Raw genomic sequence first — 15,046 nt, forward strand, 5'->3', positions numbered from 1 at the left:
CAAATAGGCAGAAGGTAGTGCAACAAATATTGTCCGGCATAAGATCCGCTCAATAATTTCAGTATAGTTCACAAAATGGCTATAGCAAAAGGATTGTATCTTGCAAGAGGCAAGGTATACTTTTCCTGCTTTATTTTGGGAAGAAAATCATGACAGCTGGTAAAAATAATTTTACATTAGAGACGGTAGCCTCTCTCGCGTACCTTGATGATGAACCAGAAAATACAGCCCAATTGGCCGAAGAAATTAACGCCATACTGGATTTTGTGGGAAAATTACGTCAACTCGATACCAAAGAAGTCGCTCCTCTTTTTCACCCTCTTGACTTACACCAGCCTCTAAGAGCCGATGTAATCAGTGAAAATGATTGCATTGAACAATTGGAAGAAATCAGCCCGTTGTTCGAAGATGGTTTCTATCTCGTACCCAAAGTCATTGAATGAGAACAATAAGACATGCACAATCAATCATTATTTGAATTATCTCAGTCATTGCAGCAAGGTGAATTTTCCAGCGAGGAATTGACTCAACATTATCTCCAGCGAATTAAACAACATAGCTCACTGAATGCCTTTATCAGTATCGATGAAGAGCAGGCACTAAAATTTGCTGCGATTGCGGATCAACAACTGCAAACGGGCCGGGCCAATGCCTTAACAGGTATACCGATGGCTCATAAAGATATTTTTTGCACAAAAAATCTGCCCACCACTTGTGGGTCAAAAATGCTGGAGCATTTTTATGCGCCTTATGAAGCAACCCTGGTAAAAAAATTAAGGGAACAAAAGGCTGTTTTACTGGGCAAAACCAACATGGATGAATTTGCCATGGGTTCAGCAAACGAGAATAGTTACTTTGGTGCTGTAAAAAACCCGTGGAATCTCGATTACGTGCCGGGAGGTTCATCAGGAGGTTCTGCAGCGGCAGTGGCGGCTGATTTGGTTCCTTTTGCTACCGGTTCAGATACAGGAGGTTCTATCAGACAACCCGCTGCTTTCTGTGGTATTTCAGGCATTAAACCTACTTACAGTTTAATCTCTCGCTTTGGCATGGTGGCCTATGCTTCAAGCCTTGATCAAGCCGGCCCCATGGCGCGCAGCGCAGCAGATCTGGCGTTGATTTTACAGGCGATGGCAGGTTTTGATCATAACGATTCCACTTCAGCCAATCGGATAATTCCTGATTATTTATCTACCTTAAATGGTTCTATAAAAGGTTTACGGATTGGTTTACCTTCCTGTTTTTTCTCAAAAGAAATTAATGAGGACATTCAGCAAGCCATTCATAAAGCGGTCACATTGTTTCAACAGGAAGGCGCTATCATTATTGAACTTAATCTTTCGCTTCAACCGTTATGGGTACCCTGTTATTACGTCATTGCGTGTGCAGAAGCTTCATCAAACCTGGCGCGTTACGATGGCATACGATTTGGTTACCGCAGTACAAAAGGCAACAGTTTACGCGAACAAATTACGAATACCCGCATAGAGGGTTTCGGACTTGAGGTTAAAAGGCGTATTCTTACAGGGACTTATGTACTTTCATCGGGTTATTTTGATGCTTATTATTTACAGGCCCTGAAAATCAGACGATTAATACAACAGGAACTACTGCAAACTTTAGATAAGGTTGATCTGATCCTGGGTCCAACAACGCCTGCTTGTGCATTTAAGTCAGGGGAAACCAACATCAATCCGGTACAAAATTATCTTGCTGATATTTTTACTGTTGCAGCGAATCTGGCAGGTCTACCCGCTCTTTCCATTCCCGCAGGATTTAGTCAAGGCTTACCGATTGGTATGCAATTAATGGGTAATCATTTTAACGAAGCGCTCTTATTAAAAAGCGCTCATTTTTATCAGCAACATACTGGCTGGCATAAAGCCAGACCAACCGACAAAAGGTGATTTATGGCATGGGATACTGTAATTGGCCTTGAAGTTCACGCGCAATTAAAAACGAAATCCAAGCTTTTTTCAGGGGCTGCAACCACCTTTGGTGCAAAACCCAATTCGCAAACTTCGTTGATTGACGCGGGTCTTCCTGGTGTTTTACCAGTACTTAATCAACAGGCTGTCGCCATGGCAATTCAGTTTGGCATGGCCATTCAAGCAGAGATTAATAATCATTCGTATTTTGAACGTAAAAATTATTTTTATCCTGATTTACCTAAAGGCTATCAGATTAGTCAATATCAGCGCCCTATTGTTTCTAATGGGTACCTGACTATTGTTACTCCTGATGGAAATGAAAAAAAAGTGACGATTGCCCGCGCTCATTTAGAAGAAGATGCAGGCAAATCCTTGCATGACAGGCATTCAAACTATACGGCAATCGATCTCAATCGTGCAGGGACCCCCCTGCTTGAAATCGTTACCGCTCCCTGCCTTTTTTCAGTGATGGAAGCAATAAATTACCTGAAAACCCTGCATCTCCTGGTCCGTTTTTTAGGAATTTGTGATGGCAATATGCAAGAAGGCTCATTTCGTTGTGATGTCAATATTTCGCTTAAACCACAGGGTTCAACTACTTTAGGCACACGAACTGAATTAAAAAACCTTAATTCTTTTCGTTTTATTGAAAAAGCCATTGCTTATGAACAGGCAAGGCACCAGGATTTACTGGAAAATGGTCAACCTATTCAGCAGGAAACCCGGCTTTATTGTCCTGCAACCGATACCACACAAGTCTTAAGAGTCAAGGAAAATGAAAACGATTATCGCTATTTTCCCGATCCTGACTTACTACCCATTGTCATTAATCGACAAGATCTGGAAAAAATCAGGCAGTCTATGCCAACTTTACCGGATCAGATTAAAAAGACACTTAAGGAAAATAAAACACTGCATGAAGAAGATATTCATTTTCTTCTCTCGTCACCAGAAACTTACCCATTTTTTCATGAATTAAAACAGATCAGTCAGGTGGATGAAAAAATAATTGTTAATTGGCTGCGAGGGCCTTATACCGCCTTTCTTAATGAAGCAAATCTTGATTTTACCAATCCACCCGTATCTGCCGCGGCCTTAGCTCCTTTATTGCAGCAATTAGCTAATCAGACCGTGTCCAATAAAATCGCCAAACAGATTTTTGCCAAACTATGGGCTGGTGAAGGCAATGTCGATGAAATCATGCAAAAGGAGGGTTATACCCAACTCGATGATGACCAACTATTGGAAGATATTGTTCGAAATATTATTAATCAATATCCCCAACAAACTGCCGACTATCGCGCTGGCAAAGAAAAATTATTGGCCTTTTTTGTGGGGCAGGTAATGAAACAAACTCAAGGACGAGCCGACCCTGAACAGGCTAATCGTATACTGAGAGACTATTTAAATTAACATACCCATTTACACCAGTTCAGTCTCTTAAATATTATTGATCTAAAAAATAAATCATGGATAATGAAACACCTTTTATATTACGAACTGGTACACAATGATTATCATTGAAGAGTATATAATAAACCAACTCAATTTATTGATACCTATCCTAAAAGTAAAACCCAATGAAAACCACATCCAGATAATAAATCAAATAGTCTTATCTATTGCGAACCTGGCAGTGAATCCAGACAATCAAAAAACTATGGCACAAGTGCCTCAACTGATTCCTGCTCTTGCCACATTAATGCAACAGGGTACGCCTCAAGCGAAAAAAGATGCCAGCAGATTCTTTACGAACCTGGTACCGTATCGAGAAAATAAAAAATATTTGGCACAAAACACTCGGCTATTTCATGCTCTTTTCGGATTAATACGACAGGGTATGCTACAGGCAAAAGAAAATACTGCTGGAACCATTGCGAACAATTCGGCGGCAAATCCAAACAATCAACGACCTATCGTGCAAGAACCTTACCCTGGCCTGGTATTAATTCAACCAGAACCAAAAGACTCTTTTCCTCCAACATTCAATCAAAAGCCTATTTCGCACAATCTTTCTACAGTCAATGTACATACAGCTCCAGGTGTACCTGGTTTCTTTAGACCAGCCACCGCTGTCAACAATAAGCGGCCTTTAACCTCCGTACCCCCAAATATTGATAACAGAAATCCGGTTCAAGTACAAATTGAACCAGAAGAAACAAATGCACCCGAAGCAAAACGTTCACGTAATAATCCTGGCTGATTATAATGGGAGAGCCGTCCAGTTACAGTTAAAGATGGGTTTGAATATTCTGATAAGAGCACCAGGTGAAAACTGCTCAACATCAATTGGTGAAAGCACTCAACCTGGGAGGAGCTGATAAAACCACAATCTGCTAAAAGCAGATTGTGGTGACTGTTTAATAAGACTTTACAACTACCGTCGTTCCAATATCCATAAAATCCTGATTCAACCATTTGGCAGCGCTGGGTAAAACTCTTATACAACCATGGCTGGCATTATAATTGGGCACTTCATAAGCGGCATGAATAGAATAACCACCATGGAAATGCATGCAATAAGGCATTCGCGCGCCCCCATTCGTTTCTACAGGATAAAGACTGGATTTACACTCTTCTCCTTTTTTGGAATAAACACGATAGGTCCCTGTGACAGTACGACAACCTCTGCCAATATCTTCACAATAGTCTTTCCCCCCAGAGGCACTACCCGTTCTGACTCGATTTCCCTGAGCATCATAAGCAGCCCACGCCGTAGCTTTAGGATCAAAAATGAAAACTTTTCGACCTGTTGCCTCGCGTTTTTGGGGAAAATGATAACTGCCCTTGGTATCTGAATCCAGACTCATCGTATAATGCGTAAAACCTGCATCATCAACAATAGGTACTGAACGATTTATTGAGGCACATGAAGCAGCCAATACTGATAAAGAGCCAACGAGTAGCTGTTTTTTCATTATTATCCCTCCTTCTTTTTTTATGTTATCGGGATAATTTTGATTATATTTAGTATTTTTTACATTTATTTTTAACTAATTGTTTTATTTATGATCTTTATTCTCGTTTTTCATAGCCTGAGGAAGCATTGCCAAAATAGCCAAAAGTAATTGCTCATCGCTGCATTCAAAACAACCTCCTCTTGCTGGCATAGCATTAAAACCTTCTTTGGTATGATCTAATAAGGTATTTAGACCTTGTTTAACTCTTATTTCCCAATCTTTTTTTTGACCTGTTTTAGGGGCGCCCAACTCGATTACAGGTTTAAGAGCATGACAATTAGCGCAAAAATGTTGCACAATTTGCTCTCCTTCATTTTTAGATCGTCTAATGGAATCAAGAAATTCCTGGGGGCGATGAGTTTGCGCCAAAGCAAAAGAAAAAGGCAAACCAATAAGCAGACTGATAAAAAAATACTTTACACACCCAACCATGCTACATCTCTTTAATTTTTTCTGTAAATAATTGTATATTAAATCGTTGGGGCGCACAAAAAGTGGCACATAATTTGCTTTACTTGAGCCTTTTTAGACTGAGATAACCCCATGTTACAACGTATTACTTTCCTGTTTTTACTGATTGCTACAGGTTTTTCATCCCAAGCTGAAACCATCCAATCTCTGGCATTAATCAAACAAAAAATAGAAAATCACCTGATTAATGAATTATCTAACCGTCATAATGACGATGTTGAGCTTCAGGTATCGGCTGAAAAGATTGATCCAAGGCTAAATCTTAAACCTTGCCGGGAAGATAAACTTGAAGTCTTCAATCCTTATAAAACGTCATTATTACATGCCACTATTATGGGTATTAAATGTCAGGAAACAGACGCTCACTGGACGTTATATGTTCCTGTTAAAATTACTTTGCAAAGAAATGTCCTGGTTGCCAAACATCTTTTGTCCAAGGGTACCCAAATTACTGACAATGATCTTGAAAAAGAGAAAAAAGATCTCAGTCAACTCAAAAGTGGTTATTTCACGAAAAAAAGCGACGTTATAGGTCAACTTTGTAAACACCCTATAGGGGAAGGAAGTGTTCTTACTCTTTATGATCTACAAACTGCACCATTAGTACATAAAGGTGAGCAAGTCAGTATTCAGGCAATTAATGAAATGATCAATGTCAGTATGAACGGGATAGCCCTAAGTGATGGTGCTTTAGGCGACCTCATTAAAGTACAAAATCTTTCCTCTAAAAAAATAATAGAAGCGCAGGTTAGTGGAAATCAACTCGTGAAAGTTTCTATTTGAAATTTTTCTTATTCTTAACCATTATGCCAGACAATAACGCTTCACCATGAGGAACCACTTTTTCAACAGTTGGCCGGCATAAAATACTTAATTCATTAAGAATGAGTTGCTAATAAACACAAAATAACAATATGATAGAGAAAAATTCCCAATTTTTAAGGTGACATAACCCTAAAGATTTTGATACAGGAGCCGATATAACCATGAGTGCAATTGAGAGTAATGTTATGGTCAGTCCTCTTAATGATTCAAATAATTTCAAGCGTATTGATACGGATAATTGGCCAGAGGCGAAAACGTCCTCCGCTGAAAAATCTGCCGATGAAATGAACCCGGTTACTTTAAGCGACATTTCAAAACAAATGGCAGCCCTGAAAGAATACATTCTCACAGCTCCAGATATCAATAAAGCACGCGTGGAGTTCTTAAAAGAAGAATTGTCAGGTGGACGTTATCGCATTGGGAATGATCAAATTGCCATGAAGATGTTTGCCGATGTCGAAATAGCCTGACGCAAGAACATCCAAACAACAGGACATACTTTTGTACAAGGCTAAAAGGAATAATATGACCGATCAAAAAGCAGCTAAACTTACCCGTCTTCTCCAGCAGGAAATCCAATGGGTTAAGGAATTAATTACATTATTGACCGAAGAAAAAACTGCGCTGTCCGCGCGACAATTTAATAATTTAGAAAATCTGGCCGAGCAAAAGGAGTTGCTTTCCGGCAAGCTCGAACAAAGTGCCAAAGAACGGATGGAGCTGCTTGAAATTAATCACCATGAAAATCAGGCCAAAGTGGCTTTACAGGCTTTTTTAACTCATTGCTCAGCAGAAGAAGTTAGTGAAATCAATCAGTTAAATAACCATCTTGCAGAAGAACTGACCACTTGCCGAGAGCTTAATACAATAAATGGGCAAGTCATCAGCTCTAATTTAAGCAGGCGGCAGGAGTTAATTACTATTTTGTCGGGTCAGAGCAGTTCCGCTGCAATTGATATTTATACTGCTCACGGTGATGTTAAAAAAACCGCGGAATCACACCGACATGAAGAGGCTTAAAACACTGGATTGAGCCTTTTTACTTGCCGAATTAGCGTGCCTGCATGCGTAACGCGCCGTCCAGGCGAATCACCTCTCCATTAATCAACGTATTTTCAACCAAATGGATAGCCAAAGCTGCAAACTCCTCCGGTTTTCCTAAACGTTTGGGGAAGGTCACCGTGGCAGCCAAACTCTCTTGTACCTCTTGCGGCATATTGAGAAGCATCGGTGTAGCAATTAAACCAGGGGCGATTGCGTTAACTCTGATAGCCTGTTGAGCCAGTTCACGCGCCGCAGGGAGAGTCATGGCAACTACGCCACCTTTTGAGGCACTATAAGCTGTCTGACCAATCTGTCCTTCAAACGCAGCGACAGAGGCCGTGTTGATAATAACACCTCGTTCCTGAGAGTCAGGTTCCAGATCAAGATTTAACATGGCTTTTGCAACTACCCGCATGACATTAAAAGTTCCCACCAAATTAACATCAATAACCTGTTTAAAAGCCATTAAAGGCATGGCACCTTCCTTTCCGACCATCCGTTTGGCTGGCGCAATACCTGCACAATTAATGCAAATTCTTGGTATGCCAATCCGGGAAACCGTTGTTTGTATTGCCTGTTCAATTTCCTCTGCCGAGCTGACATCACAAGAGAGAGCCAAAGCTACCTTGTCATCCGAATGTTGTTGCTTATCCCAGACAACGACCTGAGCACCGCGGGCACTTAATTGCTGTGCACAAGCCAGCCCCATGCCCGATGCGCCCCCCGTAATTACAGCAATCTGATTATCTAAATTCATTGTGATCTCCTTTTCCTGAAGTTATTGGAGGTAGGCTTTACTTAATGCTTTAAATTGTGGGGTACCTGCTTGTCCTACCCATTCAAAAAAAACCATTTCCGAGGTCACCAAATGGACGCCCTGTTGTTTCATACGTTGAAGGCCATATTGATAATCAAGTTCGGCACGGCTACTCACCGCATCAACCACCACAAAAACCTCATAACCTGCTTCTTGCAAATCCAGAGCAGTTTGCAAAATACAAACATGCGTTTCAATGCCTGCCAATACAAGTTGCTTCTTATTGAGTATTTGCAAATGGTGTTTGAATAGTGGCTCTCTTAAACAGGAAAATTGTATTTTCTCAACAGGCTCGCTTTGTGGTGTCAATGTACGTAAAGATTCAACAGTTAATCCTAAGCCACTCGGGTATTGCTCGCTAATAAGGAGAGGAACATCCAAGTCTTTCGCCAAACGGATTAACCACTGGCAACGACTCATTAAATTATCCGCCTGTTGAACCAGCGGCGCTAATTTTTCCTGGACATCAATAAGTAATAAACATGAGTTTTCTCTCGTTAGCAGCATTTTCTTCCTCCAGCAAAAACACCATCACAACGTAAATTATGAAGGCTGTCAAGAACGCTTCAACCAGTATTCTTAAACCAGCGCCAGCAAAACTGCCGTTAAATAATGCCCTTCTGGAAATGCAGCTAAAGTAGGATGACAACTTGCCGGGCCAAAAATACCTAATAATCTTATCTGCTTACCTACCATCATACCCTGGCTGCTCACAAGACTCGTAAACTCTTCAGCGGAAAGCGCAGACGAGCAATTGCATGTCATGAGTAAAGTACCGGAACGCATGACTTTGAATAACTCACGATGTAAAAAGCGGTAATAATTTTTTGCTCGCTCAAGATGCTGTCTGGAAGGTACTAATTTAGGGGGATCCAGAATGACCAGATCGTAATCTCCTGCTGTGCTTAAGTAAGATCGTGCATCCGATTCAATAAAATCAATGGATTCGAGATGATTAAGCTCCGCGTTTTGTTTCGCCTGTAAGATAGCTGAAGCAGAACTGTCCACGGCGGTTACCTTCACTGCGCCTGCTTTTGCTGCATGCAGCGCAAATCCCCCCGTATAGGAGTACAAATCCAATACCCGTCTTCCTTTGGCCAGAGCAGCGATACGTTGATGATTTTCTCGCTGATCAAGAAATAATCCTGTTTTTTGAGTATTTGAAAAATCGACCTGATAAACTATGCCAGCTTCACGAACCTGAGTAGTGGTTCCCTGAGGCGGCTCTTCCTTCAACGTCCATCCATCCTGCGCAAGTGGTTTTGCCTGAGCCAGCCAGATGATTTCATCATCAGGCATTAATTCATGCAGACATTGACTGATTAATGCTTTATTGGCTTCCACCCAATAAGCCGAACTGGCTACTACACAAATCCGATTAAATCGATCTATGGTCAAACCTGACAAACCATCTGCTTCACTATTGAATAACCGGTAAGCAGTAGTCATTTCATTAGGAAGATTAAGACTTTGTCTTATCGCCAATGCCTGACGCAAACGCTTATTAACAATGAAATCCAACGAACAATTATCTGCCTTCTCCCATGCCTGCGCCACAACGCGAACCCGATAAAGAGAGTGCTCATTATAGATACCTATCGCAAGGCATTTTCCTTCTGCACTCATCACATCAACCAAAGCCCCGTTGGTCAATGGTCCGGTTGTTTTGGTAATCGCTTTTGGAAAAATCCAGGGATGTCCACGACTTACCGTATTTTGTTTGGTTTTATGTAAATAAACCGCAGCTTTCATTTCTATTTCCCAAAGACTAAAAGTCAGCTAATCTACACCAGGGTGAGTGACCATTTCTACTATCTTATCCAAAAACCTTGATATTCCATGCTGTCCATCATCCCCCTGTTTCAGGGTGTAAGGCTGGAATATAAGTATTTTTGACTCAATCTGGCGAAATGCTCCTCTTCAGATTGTATTGAATGCCGCCGTCTTTTTATTCAGCATTTAAGGGATTTCTATGCAACGTTTTTTTGCCGTTTTCTTTGTCTGGTTTATTTTCCTTTTTTCAAACCAGATAGTATTAGCCGAACCGTGGTTCACAGGTCCCCTGCTTGCTGCTGCGGGGCGAACAGTACCTAATGGCCATACCAGTATTGAAGTTTACAATTTTTACACATTAAATCTTGGAGGTTACAACAATCATTGGGTTAGAGTTCGCAGACCTACGAGCAACAGCATTGTTTTCAACCCTGTTTTTACTCATGGTATTACAGACAAAATGGACATACAATTCAGCCTACCCGATGCTTATAATCGAAGCCACGGCGCTAATGCTCATTATATAGGAGATACTTCCATTGCTCTGGGTTATCAACTCATTGAGCAAAAGGAGTCAAAATGGCAGCCCAATTTACGCCTGAGCCTGCAAGAAATTATACCTCTTGGTCATTTTAAAAATCTTGATCCGTCGATGAATGGTACCGATGTAAGCGGTCTGGGCAGTTATCAAACTGTCTTCGCACTTAATTTTCAACATTTACTACAGTTTAACGAGATCAATTATCTTCGCACCCGTTTGGTTTTAAATTATGTTTATGCAGCGCGGGTAGATATTCAGGGTGTGAGTGTTTACGGAGGAACCTACAGGACAGAGGGTATTATCCGTCCCGGTAATCTTTCCAGTATTGATTTAGCGGGAGAATTGATACTGAAACAGAACTGGGTCGCAGTAATGGAAACCTTTATTGCTCGCAGAGATCGTTCTCATTTCAGGGGGATTATCGGTAATGAACCTGATGGAACACCAGGCACAATTGGCCATGGTACTATTGATCTGATCACCCTGGCGCCAGCCCTTGAATATAATTTCAATGCCAATGTCGGCCTTATCGGCGGCCCCTGGTTTGTAGTAACAGGGCGCAACGCCTCTAAATTTATTTCTTATATCATTGCATTAAATGCCTATTGGTAAGATCCTCATTAATTTGTTAGCATGCGTTTTTTTGCAAAGAAAGGACAAGCCAATGTGGTTTAATAATGCAATGATTTATCATTATGAAATGAACGATAAGGTTGATTTGACATCACTACTTGCTGAAGATGTGCTTAAATCTTGTCCACCACATGCCCGCTTTATTTATGGCTGGCTACCTGCTCTTACTGATGAACTCGTACAGGAAGTTGCAGGTTGCTCGTTGATTTGCCTCGGAAAAGAAGAACGAATTTTACCCAATGGAGTCATCAAACGTCTACTTGCTGAACGTATTCAGATGATAGAAACTCAGCAGGGAAGAACTATTAAACGTGCAGAAAAAGCACAACTGGCAGAAGATCTGGAGTTTGAATTATTACCCAAATCTTTCTGTATACAAAAAAGATTAATGGCCTTGTTAGATAAGGTAACTCATCGCTTGATTATCAATGCATCAAGCGCAAATCAGGCCTCTCAACTAACCGCTTTATTACGTAAGTCAATACCTGGCATTCATATGGAACCTCTGGTACCAGCAGAAAATCTGGCCTTACGCTTTGCACAATGGATTAACAATCCTGCTCTTCTCTCTTCGAATTTTCAGCTGGCTTCGGATTGTCTTTTGTTTGCGCTGGATGATGAAAAAAAACGTATTAGCTGTAAAGGTTATGAAATGCCGGCAGAAGAAATAATAACACTGTTATCTCAAGGGTTAGCCGCCGCTGAAATTTCCTTAATCTGGAATGAGCGCATTCAATTCACCTTAACGCACGACCTTAACATTAAGCGCTTGAAATGTCTTGATTATTTAATTGACGAATTTAATGAAATCCACCAATTGGAAGAAGACTTTCAACAACGCGATGCAGAGCTTACTTTGCTTAGCGGGGAATTACGCGCTCTGACGAATGATTTACTGGCAGAATTTACACCAACACAAGATAGCATCAATCTCCCGGATAAAGAAAGTTTAACGTGTTGACAATTCATCTACCGCCTACGTACCACAGCTTGTCCGCAAGACCCAGGATTGACGTACGTTCTGGATTCCACGGACAAGCCGTGGAACGTAGGCATTCTTCTTAAATTGACGCCATTGACGGGGGACTAAAAGGAATGTGTAAGGTATCTCTAAATCTTTTTTCGTAAATCAATTAATGATAAACCTCGAATTTCACCTTCCCGGATCGAAAATCGTTTCGTAGCTTGAATGTTTGCGGTATTAATAAACAATTCATAACGTCCTGGATTTAAACCGGTTACGTAAAATTGGCCGTTATTAGTTACTGTTAAAAAAATTGCAGAATAATGTGACGTGTTGTTATCTTTTCTTTTTTCTATTAAACGCAATAACATATTAGATTTTTCAACCCCAAACCAGGGTAAAACACGACCAACAACCCCTGTTTTTTTATTGCTCTCTTGAGTTTCTTCTTGCAACGCATAGGCAATAGATAACTCTGCTTCGCTAAAAGGCTGCTGTAAATGATGGCGTTGGCGCAAATTTTTCGCTATTTGACTAGCATAGGAAATTTCCGTTGACGATAAATTATCTTTATAGAAGGCAAGTAACTGTTCTTTTTGAGGATAGGAAGGAGGCAGAAGTCCAACATAGACGAACTGCCAGGCCAACGCTTTAATGCAGTCCTTCTTGCGTGTCATACCGAAAAAATAATCTCGGCTTAATACCCAGGCCCGATACTGTTGATGCCCTTTCTCCACCAATTGAGCTTCTTTTACTGACAACGCACACGCTGAAGAAAGGAAGAAAAACCCTAATATAAACAGATAAATTAATCCCCTCGGCTGCTTCATTCTAATTAGCCAGTAGCAGGCATGCCAGGAAGCTGGCTATGATAGGTGGCCTGATAAACAGCTAGCGCATCATTGGCTGCTTTTTTCAAACCCATGGCCGAATTGGCATGATAAAGAATAACCAAAGCCTCTTTAGCACTAGGGGCCTGGGGATAATTCTCTACTAAAAAGCCAGCCCTCTCAGCCGCAGCCACGTACATTTTACGCTCATAATAATATTTTGCTGTATTCAGTTCGCGATGGGCAAACATATTACGTAAATAAATCATGCGTTGCAGGGCATTGGGTTTATAACGACTTTCTGGAAATTTCTGTATCAACGTTGCAAAATCAGAATAAGCCTGTGATTGCGTACCCGGATCACGCCAAGACTCATCAATAGGTAACGTGGAAGCCAAAGCCCCTCTGGTTTGTTGAAAATTAGCCAACCCTTTCATATAGTAAGCATAATCAACATGCTTGGCTCGCGGATAAAGATGGATAAAACGCTCCGCAGTTGCTGCCGTCGAAGCATAGTCCCCTTTTTTATAATAAGCATAAATCAGATCCATTTGAGCACTTTCTGCATAATCACTAAATGGATACATCGACTCTAACGCTTCCAAACGCTTTGTAGCACTTTCATATTGTTCTTTAGCTATCGCCTGTTTGGATTCAGTAAACAATTGTTTGGCAGTCATCCCTTGATAAGGATTATCATCTTCACTACGCGACCACCATTTTGAGCAGGCTGACAAAGAAATTAATAAGCTAATCAGCAGCAGCGCTTTCATTCGTTTCATATAAATACCTGTTACAACAACTATTTCGATGCGCTCATTATACTCATCCGCTAAAATTTTGCGAACTATAAGAATAAGGAAAAATCCTTAAAAAAAAGAATTTCAAACAGATGAAAACTATTTGCAATGACTCAGCGATTGATATAGTATTCTGCTCTGTCGGAGAGGTGGCTGAGCGGTCGAAAGCGGCGGTCTTGAAAACCGTTGAAGGGCAACCTTCCCAGGGTTCGAATCCCTGCCTCTCCGCCAAAGTTCATAATTCTTCTCTTTCAATAATCACATTTCGAGCTAACAGCAATTCTTCGCAAAGCGAGTGGAGTCTAAAACGACAAGCATTTGATCAAATACTAACTATCATGTACACTTGCTACTCATTAATTAATAATGAAGTAATAATTACATGTTATACACCGACATTAAACAAAAAATACATAATGATTTAATTGTTCCTTTGCTCCAATCGAAATTAAAAAAATCAGATTGCAAAAATATTGTGACGAAAATCTTTATGAATACCCGGTGGGAATATGTAGAAGATTATATGAGATCTATAAAACTTTCAGGGTTTTCAGATATAATCAAAAAAATACATAATTATTATTACGACAAAAACACTCAAAAATCTGAATTTCCTAAGCTTGATTTTGAAAAAGAATTTGATTTCTCTTCTTATGAAGAATTAACATTAATTTGTATCAACATGGAGGAAAATCAAAGAGGAAAGCCTTCTGCACATAGACAAATTCAATTTTTAATTCAAGAATGTTTTTTCGATTATTTTAATCCTTTTGACAAGATGAACCCAGAAGAATTAAAAGATCCAAAAAATACCGCTAAAATTAAAAAACTTGCTGCAAACATTAATTTAAGTTTGCCAACAATAGGTAATTTTCCAACAGATGCCGCGATCATTAAAAATATAGCCTCTTTTTTAAATTATGGCGCTATTCAGTCTTGGCGAAAAACCTGTAGATCTGCGTTTTTTCAATCGGCCTATGAACCTAAACTTTCATTTTTCTATACTTTAGGTGCTCCAGTTGAGGTGCCTACCCCTAAGAAGGGTATATCTAATATACGGGCTTCCTTCTCATCCTACGAGAAATCAGACGATATGCTGCTATTTACCTCTTTATATCAAGCTATTGAATATGCACAGTTACATAATAAATATATACACCAGAGATCTATGAACAATGTTGCTATTCCCGGTGTTTTCCTCGTCGCCTACAGGGGTTCCCTTTCAACATTAAAATTTACAGACGAATTTATTCTTTTGAATCCTGGCAACTATAATACAGGGAAATACAACCAAAATGCTCGTTGTGTCTGGGTTCAATCCGCTAAAGTGAATAAAGAATTATTAACCCCAATTAGAGGCATCACAGCATTAAATACAAAGGACTTTGCCACTTACAAAACGCCGCAACGTACTCTATTAGAAACCGCAAGACAAAAACTTCATTTTTAGGTTGCCA

Annotated in this window: 17 protein-coding genes and 1 tRNA gene; 11 read left to right on the forward strand and 7 right to left on the reverse strand. The window is 40.3% G+C overall.

Annotation, left to right across the window (positions count from 1 at the left end):
- The first annotated feature begins 149 nt into the window (after nt 1-149).
- The 4 genes from gatC (at nt 150) to T345_RS0112065 (ending at nt 4,134) form a co-directional block, all read left to right on the forward strand.
- Nucleotides 150-443: an Asp-tRNA(Asn)/Glu-tRNA(Gln) amidotransferase subunit GatC gene (gatC, locus tag T345_RS0112050; protein ID WP_028389560.1), complete on the forward strand. Its 294-nt coding sequence runs from the start codon at nt 150-152 to the stop codon at nt 441-443.
- A gap of 12 nt (nt 444-455) precedes the next feature.
- Entirely contained in the window at nt 456-1,907 is a 1,452-nt protein-coding gene (gatA, locus tag T345_RS0112055; protein ID WP_028389561.1) for an Asp-tRNA(Asn)/Glu-tRNA(Gln) amidotransferase subunit GatA, read from the forward strand.
- Nucleotides 1,908-1,910: 3 nt separating this feature from the next.
- Nucleotides 1,911-3,344: an Asp-tRNA(Asn)/Glu-tRNA(Gln) amidotransferase subunit GatB gene (gene gatB, locus T345_RS0112060; protein WP_028389562.1), complete on the forward strand. Its 1,434-nt coding sequence runs from the start codon at nt 1,911-1,913 to the stop codon at nt 3,342-3,344.
- A 97-nt stretch (nt 3,345-3,441) separates the two neighbouring features.
- A complete protein-coding gene (locus T345_RS0112065; RefSeq protein WP_028389563.1) occupies nt 3,442-4,134 on the forward strand; it encodes a hypothetical protein in 693 nt (230 codons plus the stop codon).
- A 157-nt stretch (nt 4,135-4,291) separates the two neighbouring features.
- On the opposite strand, the gene T345_RS0112070 is transcribed toward T345_RS0112065, so the two are convergent.
- Together T345_RS0112070 and T345_RS0112075 are read right to left on the reverse strand one after the other, a co-directional pair.
- Nucleotides 4,292-4,849, reverse strand: a complete 558-nt coding sequence (locus tag T345_RS0112070) for a L,D-transpeptidase (RefSeq protein ID WP_028389564.1) — start codon at nt 4,847-4,849, stop codon at nt 4,292-4,294.
- A gap of 84 nt (nt 4,850-4,933) precedes the next feature.
- Nucleotides 4,934-5,323: a c-type cytochrome gene (locus tag T345_RS0112075; RefSeq protein ID WP_035919023.1), complete on the reverse strand. Its 390-nt coding sequence runs from the start codon at nt 5,321-5,323 to the stop codon at nt 4,934-4,936.
- A gap of 111 nt (nt 5,324-5,434) precedes the next feature.
- Here T345_RS0112075 and flgA point away from each other — a divergent pair, with 111 nt between their 5' ends.
- From flgA to T345_RS0112090, 3 genes are all read left to right on the forward strand, one after another.
- Nucleotides 5,435-6,145, forward strand: a complete 711-nt coding sequence (flgA, locus tag T345_RS0112080) for a flagellar basal body P-ring formation chaperone FlgA (protein WP_051555263.1) — start codon at nt 5,435-5,437, stop codon at nt 6,143-6,145.
- A 203-nt stretch (nt 6,146-6,348) separates the two neighbouring features.
- The gene (gene flgM / locus T345_RS0112085) at nt 6,349-6,657 is read left to right on the forward strand and encodes a flagellar biosynthesis anti-sigma factor FlgM (protein ID WP_028389567.1); all 309 of its coding nucleotides are present in this window, start codon (nt 6,349-6,351) and stop codon (nt 6,655-6,657) included.
- Nucleotides 6,658-6,712: 55 nt separating this feature from the next.
- Nucleotides 6,713-7,207 (forward strand): flagella synthesis protein FlgN, encoded by a 495-nt coding sequence (locus tag T345_RS0112090; RefSeq protein ID WP_028389568.1) that lies wholly within the window; start codon nt 6,713-6,715, stop codon nt 7,205-7,207.
- A 31-nt stretch (nt 7,208-7,238) separates the two neighbouring features.
- Here T345_RS0112090 and T345_RS0112095 read toward each other — a convergent pair whose 3' ends face one another.
- The 3 genes from T345_RS0112095 to T345_RS0112105 form a co-directional block, all read right to left on the reverse strand.
- Nucleotides 7,239-7,988 carry an SDR family NAD(P)-dependent oxidoreductase gene (locus T345_RS0112095; RefSeq protein WP_028389569.1) on the reverse strand — a complete coding sequence of 250 codons (750 nt, stop codon included), beginning with the start codon at nt 7,986-7,988 and terminating at the stop codon, nt 7,239-7,241.
- Between the two features lie 21 nt (nt 7,989-8,009).
- Nucleotides 8,010-8,555 (reverse strand): hydrolase, encoded by a 546-nt coding sequence (locus tag T345_RS0112100; protein ID WP_028389570.1) that lies wholly within the window; start codon nt 8,553-8,555, stop codon nt 8,010-8,012.
- Nucleotides 8,556-8,627: 72 nt separating this feature from the next.
- Entirely contained in the window at nt 8,628-9,800 is a 1,173-nt protein-coding gene (locus T345_RS0112105; protein WP_028389571.1) for a class I SAM-dependent rRNA methyltransferase, read from the reverse strand.
- 220 nt (nt 9,801-10,020) lie between these two features.
- On the opposite strand from T345_RS0112105, the gene T345_RS0112110 reads away from it, so the two are divergent.
- Together T345_RS0112110 and T345_RS14335 are read left to right on the forward strand one after the other, a co-directional pair.
- Nucleotides 10,021-10,974, forward strand: a complete 954-nt coding sequence (locus T345_RS0112110) for a hypothetical protein (protein ID WP_028389572.1) — start codon at nt 10,021-10,023, stop codon at nt 10,972-10,974.
- Nucleotides 10,975-11,026: 52 nt separating this feature from the next.
- On the forward strand, nt 11,027-11,956 hold the full coding sequence (locus T345_RS14335) for a recombination-associated protein RdgC (RefSeq protein WP_051555264.1): 930 nt from the start codon (nt 11,027-11,029) through the stop codon (nt 11,954-11,956).
- Between the two features lie 149 nt (nt 11,957-12,105).
- Here T345_RS14335 and T345_RS0112120 read toward each other — a convergent pair whose 3' ends face one another.
- Nucleotides 12,106-12,789 (reverse strand): hypothetical protein, encoded by a 684-nt coding sequence (locus tag T345_RS0112120; RefSeq protein ID WP_028389573.1) that lies wholly within the window; start codon nt 12,787-12,789, stop codon nt 12,106-12,108.
- Between the two features lie 5 nt (nt 12,790-12,794).
- A complete protein-coding gene (locus T345_RS0112125; RefSeq protein ID WP_028389574.1) occupies nt 12,795-13,571 on the reverse strand; it encodes an outer membrane protein assembly factor BamD in 777 nt (258 codons plus the stop codon).
- Nucleotides 13,572-13,732: 161 nt separating this feature from the next.
- Between T345_RS0112125 and T345_RS0112130 the strand changes: the two genes are divergently transcribed.
- Together T345_RS0112130 and T345_RS0112135 are read left to right on the forward strand one after the other, a co-directional pair.
- A tRNA-Ser gene (locus T345_RS0112130) sits at nt 13,733-13,820 on the forward strand.
- A 151-nt stretch (nt 13,821-13,971) separates the two neighbouring features.
- Nucleotides 13,972-15,039, forward strand: coding sequence for a hypothetical protein (locus T345_RS0112135; RefSeq protein ID WP_028389575.1), 1,068 nt, complete (start codon nt 13,972-13,974; stop codon nt 15,037-15,039).
- Nucleotides 15,040-15,046 lie beyond the last annotated feature (7 nt).

The organism is Legionella fairfieldensis ATCC 49588, from assembly GCF_000621525.1.
GTDB classification, from domain to species: domain Bacteria; phylum Pseudomonadota; class Gammaproteobacteria; order Legionellales; family Legionellaceae; genus Tatlockia; species Tatlockia fairfieldensis.

Coding starts and splice junctions, on each gene's coding strand:
- gatC (WP_028389560.1), top strand. CDS start 150: ATGACAGCTGGTAAAAATAATTTTACATTAGAGACGGTAGCCTCTCTC.
- gatA (WP_028389561.1), top strand. CDS start 456: ATGCACAATCAATCATTATTTGAATTATCTCAGTCATTGCAGCAAGGT.
- gatB (WP_028389562.1), top strand. CDS start 1,911: ATGGCATGGGATACTGTAATTGGCCTTGAAGTTCACGCGCAATTAAAA.
- T345_RS0112065 (WP_028389563.1), top strand. CDS start 3,442: ATGATTATCATTGAAGAGTATATAATAAACCAACTCAATTTATTGATA.
- T345_RS0112070 (WP_028389564.1), bottom strand. CDS start 4,849: ATGAAAAAACAGCTACTCGTTGGCTCTTTATCAGTATTGGCTGCTTCA.
- T345_RS0112075 (WP_035919023.1), bottom strand. CDS start 5,323: ATGGTTGGGTGTGTAAAGTATTTTTTTATCAGTCTGCTTATTGGTTTG.
- flgA (WP_051555263.1), top strand. CDS start 5,435: ATGTTACAACGTATTACTTTCCTGTTTTTACTGATTGCTACAGGTTTT.
- flgM (WP_028389567.1), top strand. CDS start 6,349: ATGAGTGCAATTGAGAGTAATGTTATGGTCAGTCCTCTTAATGATTCA.
- T345_RS0112090 (WP_028389568.1), top strand. CDS start 6,713: ATGACCGATCAAAAAGCAGCTAAACTTACCCGTCTTCTCCAGCAGGAA.
- T345_RS0112095 (WP_028389569.1), bottom strand. CDS start 7,988: ATGAATTTAGATAATCAGATTGCTGTAATTACGGGGGGCGCATCGGGC.
- T345_RS0112100 (WP_028389570.1), bottom strand. CDS start 8,555: ATGCTGCTAACGAGAGAAAACTCATGTTTATTACTTATTGATGTCCAG.
- T345_RS0112105 (WP_028389571.1), bottom strand. CDS start 9,800: ATGAAAGCTGCGGTTTATTTACATAAAACCAAACAAAATACGGTAAGT.
- T345_RS0112110 (WP_028389572.1), top strand. CDS start 10,021: ATGCAACGTTTTTTTGCCGTTTTCTTTGTCTGGTTTATTTTCCTTTTT.
- T345_RS14335 (WP_051555264.1), top strand. CDS start 11,027: ATGTGGTTTAATAATGCAATGATTTATCATTATGAAATGAACGATAAG.
- T345_RS0112120 (WP_028389573.1), bottom strand. CDS start 12,789: ATGAAGCAGCCGAGGGGATTAATTTATCTGTTTATATTAGGGTTTTTC.
- T345_RS0112125 (WP_028389574.1), bottom strand. CDS start 13,571: ATGAAACGAATGAAAGCGCTGCTGCTGATTAGCTTATTAATTTCTTTG.
- T345_RS0112135 (WP_028389575.1), top strand. CDS start 13,972: ATGTTATACACCGACATTAAACAAAAAATACATAATGATTTAATTGTT.